We start from the raw sequence: 12,289 nt of genomic DNA on the forward strand, positions 1-12,289 counted from the left end.
ACGATGCCTAAGCCCAAGGAAAGGTCTGATAGCGAACCCCGTCGTGGCGCCACAGCGAAATTCGCCTACGACAGAATGACGGTGGAACGCTTCCGCAATGCGTTCCCACGCGCTCGCTGGAACGAGGAGCAACGCAGTTGGTTCGTGCCGGGCAAGACCGCCGGCAAACGCATTGCACAGTGGCTGGCGCGCGAGAGCGAAAACCTCGATTTATATGCGGATGTCAAAGGCCGCGATGCGTACGCTTTCGATCCTATTTCCAGTCAATATCTTCAAATCGAAGACGATATCCAGATACGCACCCCTTATTCCAGGGACGTTGTTGAGCAATTGCGGTTGATCCCTTGGGCTCGGTGGGATGATGAGATGCACGCTTGGCGGGTGCCGTTCCGATCCTACGAAGCACTGCGACGTTCATGGCCTGATATAGACGCAGCTGCGCGCGCTAGCGAACCTGAGGAACGCAAGCGCCGGAAGGAAGCGGAAAAACATACGGCGAAGTACGAGCGCGCGAAATTGCGCTATGCCGAACGGCGCCGCCGGCGTTATCCGGTTCCAGCCGGGGCGCTACCACCGATCGGTCAGGCGGTGACGACATGTTCCTACGGCGTGGTGATTATAGCCGAGGTGGCCGGAGAATACGCCGAACCGGATGATATCAAGCGCTTCTATCCCCATGCTGCAGGCGATCCGCACGATTTTATCTGGGTTCGTTGGCGCCCGGCGACGCTAGCCGAACTGGTGGCAACCTGGCCGGCGCGTGAGAAGCCGAACGCGTTCGAGAAGGCGCGGGGCTGGTGGCGGCCAGTTCTGGACGAGCTGCGTGAAGCGCGATCGGAGGCGCGCCGCCTGGAGCGAAAAAAACAAAGGAGAACTGCGCGCCCCAGTGAGAAGGCCCGTGGTGCTGCACACGAAGGCACCCGTTGAGCATGTCAAGCATTTGGAAGTGTACGAGAGCGTGAACGTCGTTCTGCGGAGGCAGCGTGCACTGATGCTCGTCATCCTCGGGAACAATGAGGGCTTTTCCTGCTTTTTCCTTTCGATTGGAGGTTTGATGACGCGCTATTTTTTCGATCTTCATAACGGTGACGGGGAAACACGAGATGAGCAAGGCGTCGAGCTTGGCTCGCGGGATGCCGTGATGCAGGAAATCCTCATGGACGTTGCTCGGGATGAACTCCCAGATCGCAACCGCACAGACATATCCGTTTTGGTTCGTACCGACATCGGCAAAGCCGTTTCGGTCGCAACGCTCACGTTTCGCAATCAATGGCTCGATTGATTGTCGCGACACGGGGAAGTTTACGGCGTCGCTCGACCAGCTCTTAGGATTTACCGCCTTGCGCCTCGGAGATTGCGATTTCGGAACTATCTTGATCCGGTCGCGGTTAGTGGCACATCCAAATGGAGGAGCGTGACGTGCGTTTTCTACGAGACAACAGCCTGACGATCGTCCTCGTGACCGCGACACTCATGACCATAGCCGGCATGTACATAGCCGGCTGGCTGGCGAACAATGAAGAGTTGGCGGCCCACGGATCGCCGGCGCTGACATTGATGCAGTATGGCTTAAGCGGCGACTTTCTATCCGCCGTCTTCGAGAACTGGGAAAGTGAATTTCTGCAAATGTCGGTCTATGTCGTGCTGACCGCCTATCTCTATCAAAGGGGCTCTGCGGAATCCAAGGATCCTGACGAGAGGTCGCCTCAAGACGAAGGACTTGCGCACCGAGAAGAAGATCCCGAGGCGCCGTGGCCAGTCAAGAGGGGCGGTATGGTGCGGCTGCTTTATGCGTACTCGCTGGGAATTGTTCTCACCGGTCTCTTCCTTGCGAGTTTCGTACTCCATCTTGTCTCCAGCGCCAGATCGGAGAGCGAGACGGCGCAATTGCATGGCCAAGCGACAACGACGGTCATGCAGCATCTCGGCAGCGCACAATTCTGGTTTGAATCCCTTCAAAACTGGCAATCGGAATTCCTGTCAACGGCGCTGATTGTTGTTTTGTCGATCTTCTTGAGGTACCGGGGCTCTCCTGAATCCAAGCCTGTAGGCGCGCCTCACCGCGAGACCGGCTCATAAGAGCAGCGGTTGGCCCGCGCGTGCGCCGATACGGTGCGGATAGCTGATAGTTGGCCGGGCCGATCGCGGTCAGGAGTGCCCGAAAAAATGTCTTGGTGCGGCCGGCCAATGGATATGCCGAGGCAGTAGCTATGTCGGACACAGCTTTTCCGCAACGACCGGCGTGAAGCGCCACTCTTCTTGCACCGTTACAGGCCGGGCTCGGCAATCATCACAACCGGCTCGGTCACGGGTCTTGACGGCGAAAAAAGCTGTTTGACTATTCGATGGACAAGGGAGGTGTTCCCAATGGATAGCCCACTATCGTTATTGGCCAGATGCATGGATGATCACGTCGCTCTGAAGCAAAGTAAACAAATAAGAAAGGCCGCCCACATGGACGGCCTTTTCGATGTTCTGTTTGGTTAGATCAACGTTCCGCGGCTAGCGTATCGTGTGCGTTCCTCTTCAATCTGCGCCGGGCTATAGGGATCGAGTGTCTCATCGAATCGGTTCCAACCTTGCTCGCGATAAGAGGAGCGCCGCTCCTCGAGATCCACCCAGTTCGATCGCCTGAGGATCGCCTCCGCCTCGGCAGCTTCGCTGTCGGCAACGCGCGCTGTTACCAATGTGCCGCCTCGGCGCACCCCCTCGGCGTAGACATGCGCATCTTCTTCCGGCACCCCGGAATCCGTCAGCGCCCCGATAATCCCGCCGACCGCACCACCGGCAACCGCACCGGCAGCAGCACCCGCAGCAGTCGCCGCAAGCCAGCCGGCAGCAACGACCGGGCCGACACCCGGGATCGCCATCAGCCCGAGGCCGGTCAGAAGACCGCCTGCGCCGCCGACTGCAGCACCGATGCCAGCACCGGTACCCGCCCCTTCGGCCGCACCTTCTGTGTCGTCAACCTTGTATCGGCCCTCGCCGTTGCTCGCGACCATGCTGATGTCGTCATCGGGAATGCCGGCGGCTTTCAGCGCTCGTACAGCTTCAGATGCTTGGTCATAGGTGTCGAAAAGTCCAGTCACGGTTTTCATGTTGGTTTTCCTTCGATGGGTTTGCTGAGATATCAACTTCAGTTGGCGACGATGTTGCCCTGGTAGTCGAGGGTGACGGTTACGGGCTTTCCATCCTTGGTGGCAGAGGCGTGCCATATGCCCTTCTCGTCCAACTTCAGCCCGGTCACCGCGGTGTAGCCGTTCTCCTGAAGTCGGGCGCGCGCCTGCTCTTCGGTGAAGCTGTTAGCGCCCTCGACAGGCGCGGTCGGATTGGTGGTGTCGGGCGTGGCGATTGCCGGCGTTTCAGGGTCCGGCGACGTTGTTGCGGTCTGTGCATAGGCACTGAATGCGCTTGCCGCCAGAAAGGCTGTCGCGACGATCATTTGTCTCATTGTTGTCTCCTCGATGCGAAAATTGAACGACGCTGAGACAACGCGACCGCTTGGTTATGGTTCCTTTTCCCTCACAAAGAAGATTGTAGTTATCTATAAGTTACAGTGACTTACAAAAGCCGTTCGTATGCCAACCACCCTTCCTAGGTGAGGCCGAACTCCTTAAGAATTCGCTCGATGACGAGACGCTTCAATCAAACTTCGGCGCGATCTGAAAGTTCCCCAATTCGACCGCCGAGGCGCTCAATTCGAATGCTGAGGTTGGACGTGCGGGTTACCGCAAACCGGCGGCTGAATTTGCGGATCACGTACTCCAAGTCACGATGAACGACGAAGCGCTTGGCGCTCGTTACAGCCAGGCCGCTCGTACTCGGTCTGTATAGCGATCGCGGCCGGTTGGCATCAACGCTTTTCTTCTGCCCTTTCTCGCACTAATTTCTTAGAAGGAACAATATCGCCGGCAGGAAATGACCCACTCCGCTGACAGCCCAAATCAGACCGATGATGAAGACACCAATTCTTCGACGATTGGGGTCGAACCAGAAACCAATCGGGCAGCGGTGGAGCCGGCTGTCAGCTCTAGCGACAACACCGCTGCGGTTGCATCGTCAGACGAGAGTGAGCCGCACCCACCCGCCTTTACGGAAAGCAAGCGCGCACTTCGCCATCTTGCATCCGCTTTTCGCCGCGATCTCGGCACAGTCGGACAGCGTTGCCTCGCAGGTTCGCCCGCGCTGATCAAGAAGCTCAAACTGGTCGCGAGAGCTTCGCGCTCCTCATTCCCCTCCAATTTTCGACAGAGGGCGGCATCAGCCACGGCCCCCCTCCGCAAAGGAATATCCGGGGCAGTAGGCGTCGTCTCCACGCCGGCATGGTTTCCCGCCTTGCGACTTCAGCCTCGCTCATGGAAAACCGGGATCTTGATGGTGACGTTCACCTTTGCGATCTTCGTGATCGGAATGCTGATCTGGGCACTGAAGGATGTGCCGTGGCGAGAAATCGCCGACGGCTCCCTAAAACCTATCGTGGTCCTTGAAGCCGCGGACGGCCAGCCAATCGTAAGACAAGGTCCTTTCCAGGGCCCCTACGCCCGATACGAGGAATTTCCAGCGCATTTGGTCGATGCCGTACTTTCAATCGAGGATCGGCGGTTCATGGATCATTACGGAGTCGATTTGAAAGGCATCATGCGGGCCGTATTGAGAAACTTCCAGGCCGGCTCGGTCGTTCAAGGCGGCAGCACGATTACCCAGCAACTGATCAAAGTGCAGTACCTTGAAAGCGATCGCACGCTGAAGCGCAAGCTGCAGGAACTTGTTATCGCGTTCTGGCTCGAGTGGAAGCTTGGCAAGCGGGAGATCCTCACGCGATACTTGAACTCCGTTTACCTCGGGTCCGGCGCGACAGGAATGCCCGCGGCAGCCCGGATCTATTTCAACAAGGAGATTGCCGCACTCAACGTCCAGGAAGCTGCGATGCTGGCCGGACTGTTGAAGGCGCCGAGCCAATTGAATCCGATCGACAATTTCGAAGCCGCACGCGAAAGGACGACAACGGTCCTCGATGCGATGGTGGCAAACGGCAAGCTCGCAGCGCAAGATGCGTCCGCCGCCAAGGCGAAGTTTGCCGAATTGCATCCGACCACGCCGACGCCGCGCTCGGGCAGTTGGTTTGCAGACTGGATTTCGCCCCAGGCCGGCGAAATTGCAGGTGCCTCTCCAGGTTCGACGACAGTGCGCACGACGTTGGTGCCACGCCTTCAGCAGCTTGCCGAAGATGTCGTCGCTCGCAATCTTGATAAGGAAGGGAAAACTCTGGGTGCGTCACAGGCCGCACTGGTCGCAATGACGCCAGATGGAGCGGTGGTCGCGATGGTCGGCGGACGCGACTACAAGGCCAGCCAGTTTAATCGCGCCGTTGCCGCGAAGAGACAGCCTGGCTCAACGTTCAAGCTTTTCGTCTTCTATGCCGCATTGAAGAACGGACTTACTTTGCGTGATCAGGTCTTCGATGGCCCGATTGAAGTCGACGGGTGGTCGCCGGAAAACTCGACAGGCCGCTATCATGGATGGGTAACAATTGCGGAAGCCTTCGCCCGATCTCTCAATGGTGCAACGGTTGCGCTGGCGCAGGAAGTGGGCATCGAGAATGTTGTAGCGGCAGCAAGAGAGCTCGGAATCGATGCTCCGCTAAATCCCGTGCCGGCATTAGCGCTCGGATCATCCGAAGTCAGTCTGCTTGACCTGACCGGCGCCTATGCCTCGATCCGCCTGGGAAAATCGCCGGTCGAACCTTGGGGCGTAATCGATTTTCAGGCGTCGACCCAAACCAAGGCGTTCCGCGTCGGCCCGCTCACAGCCGCTTCGACCGATCTCGCCACCTACCAACAGGATCTGGTGAGCCTATTACAGCTTGTGGTCGAGCGCGGCACCGGACGTGATGCTTTCCCGGGTTCATTTGCAGCCGGAAAGACCGGCACCAGCCAGAACAACCGTGACGCCTGGTTTGTAGGTTTTACGGAAGATCTTGTTGCCGGCGTCTGGGTCGGTAACGATGACGACACGCCTATGAAGGGCGTCACCGGTGGCGCGCTCCCGGCGCGCATTTGGCGGGATTTCATGCAAGCGGCAATGGCCCAACCTGAACCTCAGATTGATCCAGATACAGGGCTGATGACAAGCCAAGAAGGGCCAGCAGCGTCCTGCAATATTAGGGCTTGCGCGCGGAGCTATCGATCGTTTCGAGCGTCCGACTGCACCTACCAGCCTTATCGGGGAGAGCGCCGGCTGTGTGAGCGGTAGCTGTTCGCGATACGATCATATTTTCAGACGAATTATGATTTTTGCTCGATTGGCAGTCTGTCGGGGGCCTCGAGGGAACATCTGCCGTCTGAAGTGGTTCTCCTTATCACTCAACGGAGATAGCTATGAACATCATCGGACAACAGGTGCTTTCCGACCCAGGGGGCGTGATGACTGTTGAATGGGTCGCAGAAGGTGGCAACGTGATCTCGGTTCGGCTGCAGGACAGCGAACACGATCTGGACGTTGATAGTGCCGTCGCAAAAGCTAAGGCGCTCATGGTCCAGGTGGCCACGTTTGAGAAGGTCGCCACCGAGGTGGAGCCAGAGACAGATCCCCAGGTATCGCCCGCTGTAGAATCATTGCGCAGCGCGCGCACCGCCAAGGACACGGGCACATTGGAGGAACAGCTTGACGAAGGTCTGAAGGCGTCTTTTCCAGCAAGTGATCCGCCCGCCGCCACCGTTAGCACGATTCCCACGGGAAGAACTGATCATCCTGACGCCAAATCATGATCACAAACGGTGACGTGGGCAATCGTTCATCCACCGGAGGATGCGCGGAACGGGAATTTCGTCATTTGCAACGAAAGTGCAGATCGCCGCACTACCGCGCAGGGGTTGGGCATGCCGAATAGCGATGACACTAATTTGGAAGTTGATCTTGTCCCCAGAAAGGGAAGCCCAAGTCCGCGCCTCGATGAAGGAGAGTTCAAAAAGCGCTTTCTGCAACAGTTTCAGGATAGTTCCTATGGCGAGTTGGATGTCGAACTTGAACGGATTGCCGAAGCAGCCTGGGATGCCTATGCCCATCAGCGGAAAAGTCCAAGGGTACGAAAAGCTGGACAAGGGTTTGCCGACCCCAACTACGATCTCGCTGTGGACTGGCTCGATGCACGAGACTCGATCGCGAAAGCACAAATGAGGCATGAAGACGACAATGGGCCTTTCCGCATCCTGCTGATCAACGGCTCTTCGCGAAGCGAGCACTCCTGTCCTGGTGAAGTTTCAAAAAGTTTCCGCATGATCGAAATAGCAAAAGCGGTGTTTGACGATGCTTCCGAATTCGCGGTGGATGTGCTCGATCTTAGCCGAGTGGCATCTGAATATGGCCGCCACATCCATCCCTGCAAAGCGTGTTTTTCAACGTCAGCCGCACTCTGTCATTGGCCCTGCTCGTGTTACCCCAATTACTCACTTGGGCAGACCCAGGACTGGATGAACGAGATTTATCCTTTGTGGGTGCAGGCACACGGGATCATGATCATCACGCCGGTTCATTGGTATCAGGCGACATCAGCGCTCAAAGCAATGATTGACCGCCTAGTTTGCGCAGATGGCGGCAACCCCGATCCAACAAGCACACACGGAAAACACCCGGAGGAAGCCAAGCGGTTGGAAATGGCGGGCTGGCACTATCCGCGCCATCTTGCCGGTCGGCTTTTTTCCGTCGTTGTTCACGGCGACACCGAAGGGGTTGAAAACCTTCGTCGCAGTCTTTGTGACTGGCTAAAGTCGATGGATCTGGTGTCCGCCGGCACGCCCGCAGAAGTGGACAGATACATTGGCTACTGGCAGCCTTACGCCACCAGCCATGACGCCTATGACAAAGATGAAAACTTTCAGGAGGAAATGCGAAACGCTGCGCTCACACTGCGGGATGCAGTGACGGCTCAACGTTTAGGAAAGCAGGTCGCAGCTGGATCTCAATTGGACAGGCCTCGACAGAAGTGAGTCGGGACCGCGAAACTCGACTAGCCCGGTCCGCTACGGCCATTCGCGGCTAAAGCAATACTATGCGCGATGTCACTCCTATTGCTGCCGGGGAAGCGTTAAGAAGGTTCCGCGACCTTGCCCCCGTCGATATCAACGTGTTTGTTGGGCTGTAGCGCGGCTCGGGAGTGCCGACAGGACGTCTCTTGGTGTTTTTGAAAGCCTCGGCTGGTTTGGCGAGCGCTTCCACCCGAACCTTCGTGCCGATGCCCTTCTGTTTCCAAACTGGTCGCGCTTGAGCCGGCATATGTTCAGCGCCAACCACCACACTCGACATGCAAGACTTCGAAGGAATACGTTCAGCAGCCATGGTCTATGACCAGCAACGCATCACGGACCGATATCGACGCATCGATGACGCCACGATTTTTGGTATGAAGTCGGTCCAAGGCAGCCCTCGGCCCTATTCCTCCCTGACGCGTCAGGAATAGCTTCAGCTTACGGGTGTGGTTGGCGCCCCATCGCTCGCCCCATGCCTCCCGTCCCGCTTATGTTCTTCTTGTCGGGCACGTCGGGGAACGCTGGCGGACCAGCTGCGTTTTGTCGCTGCGAAGGGAGATTGGGAATGGGAAATCACGCTGTCACGCATCGTCATCTTCAAGTTGGCAACTTCCAACTTTTTGTCCGTGAAGCTGGGTCATCGAATGTGCCGGTGCTTTTACTGCCCCATGGCTATCCATGCTCATCGTTCGAGTTTCGTCGACTGATGCCGGCGCTTGCCGACAAGTGGCGCACGATCAGTTTCGATCTGCCCGGGTTCGGCTACAGCGACACGCCTGCCCTGTCCGATTTCGGCTACGACTTCACCGCTTATGCGGACGTTCTTGGCGATGTGGTGAACACGCTTGGGCTGGACCGTTATGCGATCTGGCTTCACGATTATGGGACCTGGATAGGGCTTAAGCATGCGATGATCCATCCCGATAGGATAACAGGCCTCATCATTCAGAACGGCGACATCTACGAGGATGTCATGGGCCCCAAGTATGCGGCGCTGAAATCCTGGTGGGCGGATCGCACGACCGAGACGCACCGGGTGTTGGAAGACGCGGTATCGGAAGCAGGCTTTCGCGCGGAATTTGTGGGTGAAGTGTCGGCCGAGGTTGCCGCACGAGTTCCACCGGATTTGTGGAAACTGCACTGGCCCTTGATGAATACGCCCGAAAGGCGAAGGATTTCAGTCCGGCTGATGGAAATCTGGGAAGAGAATTTTACCTGGTTTCCCCGCTATCAAGCCTATTTGCGGCAGAACCAGCCTTCGACTTTGATCGTATGGGGACCAGAAGACGGCTACATGCCGGCCCAGTCTGCCCGAGCCTATTTGCGTGATCTGCCGAATGCGCAGCTGCATCTGATCGCTGGTGCCGGTCACTGGCTGCTGGAAACCCACTTCGATGAAGCACGAGTGCTTGTGCGCGAATTTCTTTCTCGGCTGTCCGCATGACTTCGGGGCAAGTTGCCGCACTTGAGCCTGCCGCACGCTTCGGGTTTTCACAGCCCGGTAGGATGATTGCGGCGATCGACTACTTGGGTATCCGGTCGATCACGCCTGCGTGCGCCTTACAAACTGGAATGTGGAGGAATTGGTAGCCATCATCATTCGATCAACCGGGCGAAGATCTCGCTGATGCCGGGGATTGTATTCAACAGCTTCACATTGCATTGGCTTTGGTAATCGCCAGGATCGTTACCAACTCCCCGCCTGAATGGCGATCGACGATGATTAATCGGGCGAAAGTCCGTCAAGGCGGGGCGAACAAGCAGCGAACATCCACAGGACATACCATGTATATCTGGTCTGGATTAGCTTCCCCGGAGTAGGAATGAGTTGAGGCCCTGTTCGGCCTAGACGGCCGGGGCGAAATAACACTGGCACTTTCGTCATCATCGTTAAAGTACACCCGTGGTCAAAAATTCAAAGCGATGCCGTGATTCATTCTGCGCTCATAAGCAATGCCGATAACGAGGAATCCGTTCATTGCCAGCGGAGCCAGGCCAGCATCAGGTAAGTCCCGCCGCGCCAAAATTCCGCTCGAGATACTCGACGCCAAATTCGACAATGTCCTTGGCATCGAACAGGTAGCTGTGCGCACGCGCCACCGGGCCTTCGCGATGCCGACCCAAGAGCACGTACGCATTTGCAATCGTTTCGACGGCATCGGGCTCTCCATCGATCGCAAAGCAACTCAGGATGCCGTTCGAATCGAAGTCTTCCGTATGCGCCCAGATGGTTTGGCCTTGCGGGTCGAGAAGCGGCATCTCATAGGTCACGCGGCGCTTTCCAGGAATTTCGGCTATTGCCTCGGCATAGTGTAGGACAGTGACGGCATCCAGGGGAGCACCGAGCAACAGCACCTTTCCGCCCCGCTTGACAAAACGCTCCAAGGGAGACCCTTGACCGAATGCCCGTCCGAGAACATGCGGCTCTATCATCTCTCTTGCAAGCGATCCCACCGCGACCATGGATGCATCCGGGTGCGCACTGCGCAGAGCATCCGGCGTATCGACGAGGTACTGGTTAAGGACGCCAAAGCCGCGGTATGTTCCCGCCGTCTCGGGGTGGAACGGTGGCCAATTCCGGCGTCGCTCCTCGCTCAATTGGGCGCCGTTCAGAGTCTCGTCATAGGGTGATCGATCCCATGAGGCATAGCCCATCAAAGTGCCGTTCGGCCCGACGGCCTTAAGGATCGATGCCACAATGGCAGGCGGGCCACCCTCCACGGCGCCGATAGCCTTCAGTGATGCGTGCACCATGAGTAGATCGCCAGATTGAACGCCCAGCGCTCGAAGGTTGCCGGTGATTGTCGCTTTGTCGTTCATCTATCGGCTCACCCCTCACGCGTTCACCGACTGCCACCCAGCATCGCGATCTGGATGATTTTCAAGCCAATGGGCCTCGCGCATTGAGAATTCAGCACCGAGAGGAAAAGCAGATGGCGCAGAACCATCAGCGACCCGATTCAACGCTTTCCGCTCCTGAACTCGAAAATGCTGTGCGAGGCGATCACCCAGGCGCAGCGAGAAGATTAAACAAATAGACAATATCAGAACTCGCCGATAGTGCGATTGAACACCCGAAGCTGGCCCGACCAACGGTCGGACCAGCAGGGCTGAGCGTCATTCAAGGACTTCGACCACGGCGCGGGTCTTCGGATTGACGAGTACGCGCTTGTTGTTGAGGATGACGTAGCTGTATTCGGGCTGATCGGGGATCGTATGGATCTCGACCGTCTCAGGCAGTGCCGTGCCAACAGCGAGGTCACCTTCAAACGTGAGTGACGGGGTCTTCTGCTCAAGTACGTAGGTCCTGACCTCTCCAGGGACGGTCACCACGGTTGTCTGTGCACCAGTGACCGAGCACAGCGCCAGAAATAGGGAAACAGTGGGAACAACCAATCTTCTCATATTTTCCTCCTATGGATTTCGGTCCGCGCTTAAAACTGCGCCGCTGATACAATGTTCCGCGCTGGCCTTACCGGCAGCCATGACTGCGGCGAGTTACATGAACCTCCGGCAAACCATAGCAAGCGCCGGCGATCACCTCGGCTTTGCGCGGTCGATGAGGCGAATACTTCCTTCGCCCCGATGGCGTGTAGGCCCTGGGCGATATCTAGCCGGTCAACTAGGAACCGAATGACCAGCACCAGGCAGAGAAATTCATGGGGTGGCATCGTCCCATCGACGAGATGCTCGTGCAATGCGCGCGAGACGCACCCACAGACCGCCCGTAAAGCGCGAGCGGAACGTGGACCTCATATCTCGCCAAATAAACCCGCTGCCCGACCTCGGCGATACCCTCCCGGCCCCTTCAGCAAGGTGCCTTTTCTTTATGCGCTGCTGCGTCCTCTACCAGAAGCAGTCCGCCGCCATAATAATCTCAACTTTTGCTCACTTGGAGCCAATTAGAGATTTCGCTATCTTTTCTCCCCGGTGAAAGCGATAGCTCATAGAGGGAGGTCTATATGGCTATTCAGTTTGACCAGTCAGGCTTTGAACTCGCACCCCAGCAGATCGGCACCCTGCAAAGGATATTTGATCGAATTTGCTTCGAAGCGAGAATCCCCCGCCAAGACATTCGCGCGGGCCGCCTCGCAAAATTCTTGATGGATGAATTCAGGTTCGGCAATACTGATGAAGTGGCATTGACCGAATGCGGCCGCTGGTTCGTAACCGCCCGATTGGCACCGCCTGCCGGATAGCGCCTTGATGGCCTAAGACACGTGCTTAGCGACGTCGTTAGCGACGTGTCTTAGGCGAGGGTATGG

General features: G+C 57.2%; 12 protein-coding genes. 8 read left to right on the plus strand and 4 right to left on the minus strand.

Going from position 1 to position 12,289, the window contains the following annotated elements:
* Window positions 1–3 precede the first annotated feature (3 nt).
* The 3 genes from ASD00_RS06155 (at window position 4) to ASD00_RS06165 (ending at window position 2,079) form a co-directional block, all read left to right on the plus strand.
* Window positions 4–927 carry a hypothetical protein gene (locus ASD00_RS06155; RefSeq protein ID WP_057205607.1) on the plus strand — a complete coding sequence of 308 codons (924 nt, stop codon included), beginning with the start codon at window positions 4–6 and terminating at the stop codon, window positions 925–927.
* Between the two features lie 127 nt (window positions 928–1,054).
* Window positions 1,055–1,282 carry a hypothetical protein gene (locus ASD00_RS06160; RefSeq protein WP_057205609.1) on the plus strand — a complete coding sequence of 76 codons (228 nt, stop codon included), beginning with the start codon at window positions 1,055–1,057 and terminating at the stop codon, window positions 1,280–1,282.
* A gap of 137 nt (window positions 1,283–1,419) precedes the next feature.
* Window positions 1,420–2,079: a DUF6766 family protein gene (locus tag ASD00_RS06165; RefSeq protein WP_057205612.1), complete on the plus strand. Its 660-nt coding sequence runs from the start codon at window positions 1,420–1,422 to the stop codon at window positions 2,077–2,079.
* 404 nt (window positions 2,080–2,483) lie between these two features.
* On the opposite strand, the gene ASD00_RS06170 is transcribed toward ASD00_RS06165, so the two are convergent.
* Both ASD00_RS06170 and ASD00_RS06175 read right to left on the minus strand, forming a co-directional pair.
* Window positions 2,484–3,098, minus strand: a complete 615-nt coding sequence (locus ASD00_RS06170; RefSeq protein ID WP_057205552.1) for a general stress protein — start codon at window positions 3,096–3,098, stop codon at window positions 2,484–2,486.
* A gap of 38 nt (window positions 3,099–3,136) precedes the next feature.
* Window positions 3,137–3,451, minus strand: a complete 315-nt coding sequence (locus ASD00_RS06175) for a hypothetical protein (protein WP_057205554.1) — start codon at window positions 3,449–3,451, stop codon at window positions 3,137–3,139.
* A 923-nt stretch (window positions 3,452–4,374) separates the two neighbouring features.
* On the opposite strand from ASD00_RS06175, the gene ASD00_RS06180 reads away from it, so the two are divergent.
* From ASD00_RS06180 to ASD00_RS06195, 4 genes are all read left to right on the plus strand, one after another.
* A complete protein-coding gene (locus tag ASD00_RS06180; RefSeq protein WP_244496016.1) occupies window positions 4,375–6,252 on the plus strand; it encodes a PBP1A family penicillin-binding protein in 1,878 nt (625 codons plus the stop codon).
* Window positions 6,253–6,377: 125 nt separating this feature from the next.
* Window positions 6,378–6,767, plus strand: coding sequence for a hypothetical protein (locus tag ASD00_RS06185; RefSeq protein ID WP_057205557.1), 390 nt, complete (start codon window positions 6,378–6,380; stop codon window positions 6,765–6,767).
* A 111-nt stretch (window positions 6,768–6,878) separates the two neighbouring features.
* A complete protein-coding gene (locus ASD00_RS06190) occupies window positions 6,879–7,985 on the plus strand; it encodes a flavodoxin family protein (protein WP_057205560.1) in 1,107 nt (368 codons plus the stop codon).
* Window positions 7,986–8,589: 604 nt separating this feature from the next.
* Window positions 8,590–9,468 carry an alpha/beta hydrolase gene (locus tag ASD00_RS06195; protein WP_057205562.1) on the plus strand — a complete coding sequence of 293 codons (879 nt, stop codon included), beginning with the start codon at window positions 8,590–8,592 and terminating at the stop codon, window positions 9,466–9,468.
* A 557-nt stretch (window positions 9,469–10,025) separates the two neighbouring features.
* Here the strand turns inward: ASD00_RS06195 and aac(3) are convergent.
* Both aac(3) and ASD00_RS06205 read right to left on the minus strand, forming a co-directional pair.
* A complete protein-coding gene (aac(3), locus tag ASD00_RS06200; RefSeq protein ID WP_057205564.1) occupies window positions 10,026–10,844 on the minus strand; it encodes an aminoglycoside 3-N-acetyltransferase in 819 nt (272 codons plus the stop codon).
* A gap of 297 nt (window positions 10,845–11,141) precedes the next feature.
* Window positions 11,142–11,429, minus strand: coding sequence for a DUF1236 domain-containing protein (locus tag ASD00_RS06205; RefSeq protein WP_057205566.1), 288 nt, complete (start codon window positions 11,427–11,429; stop codon window positions 11,142–11,144).
* 557 nt (window positions 11,430–11,986) lie between these two features.
* On the opposite strand from ASD00_RS06205, the gene ASD00_RS06210 reads away from it, so the two are divergent.
* Window positions 11,987–12,223 (plus strand): hypothetical protein, encoded by a 237-nt coding sequence (locus ASD00_RS06210; RefSeq protein WP_057205568.1) that lies wholly within the window; start codon window positions 11,987–11,989, stop codon window positions 12,221–12,223.
* Window positions 12,224–12,289: the final 66 nt, after the last annotated feature.

The sequence above is a fragment of the Ensifer sp. Root31 genome, from assembly GCF_001424825.1.
In the GTDB taxonomy this organism is placed as follows: Bacteria; Pseudomonadota; Alphaproteobacteria; order Rhizobiales; family Rhizobiaceae; genus Ensifer; species Ensifer canadensis.

Excerpts from the sequence above, each read along its gene's own strand:
- ASD00_RS06160 (WP_057205609.1), top strand. The coding sequence starts at position 1,055 with ATGACGCGCTATTTTTTCGATCTTCATAACGGTGACGGGGAAACACGA.
- ASD00_RS06195 (WP_057205562.1), top strand. The coding sequence starts at position 8,590 with ATGGGAAATCACGCTGTCACGCATCGTCATCTTCAAGTTGGCAACTTC.
- ASD00_RS06210 (WP_057205568.1), top strand. The coding sequence starts at position 11,987 with ATGGCTATTCAGTTTGACCAGTCAGGCTTTGAACTCGCACCCCAGCAG.
- ASD00_RS06205 (WP_057205566.1), bottom strand. The coding sequence starts at position 11,429 with ATGAGAAGATTGGTTGTTCCCACTGTTTCCCTATTTCTGGCGCTGTGC.
- ASD00_RS06190 (WP_057205560.1), top strand. The coding sequence starts at position 6,879 with ATGCCGAATAGCGATGACACTAATTTGGAAGTTGATCTTGTCCCCAGA.
- ASD00_RS06170 (WP_057205552.1), bottom strand. The coding sequence starts at position 3,098 with ATGAAAACCGTGACTGGACTTTTCGACACCTATGACCAAGCATCTGAA.
- ASD00_RS06185 (WP_057205557.1), top strand. The coding sequence starts at position 6,378 with ATGAACATCATCGGACAACAGGTGCTTTCCGACCCAGGGGGCGTGATG.
- ASD00_RS06180 (WP_244496016.1), top strand. The coding sequence starts at position 4,375 with ATGGTGACGTTCACCTTTGCGATCTTCGTGATCGGAATGCTGATCTGG.
- ASD00_RS06155 (WP_057205607.1), top strand. The coding sequence starts at position 4 with ATGCCTAAGCCCAAGGAAAGGTCTGATAGCGAACCCCGTCGTGGCGCC.
- ASD00_RS06175 (WP_057205554.1), bottom strand. The coding sequence starts at position 3,451 with ATGAGACAAATGATCGTCGCGACAGCCTTTCTGGCGGCAAGCGCATTC.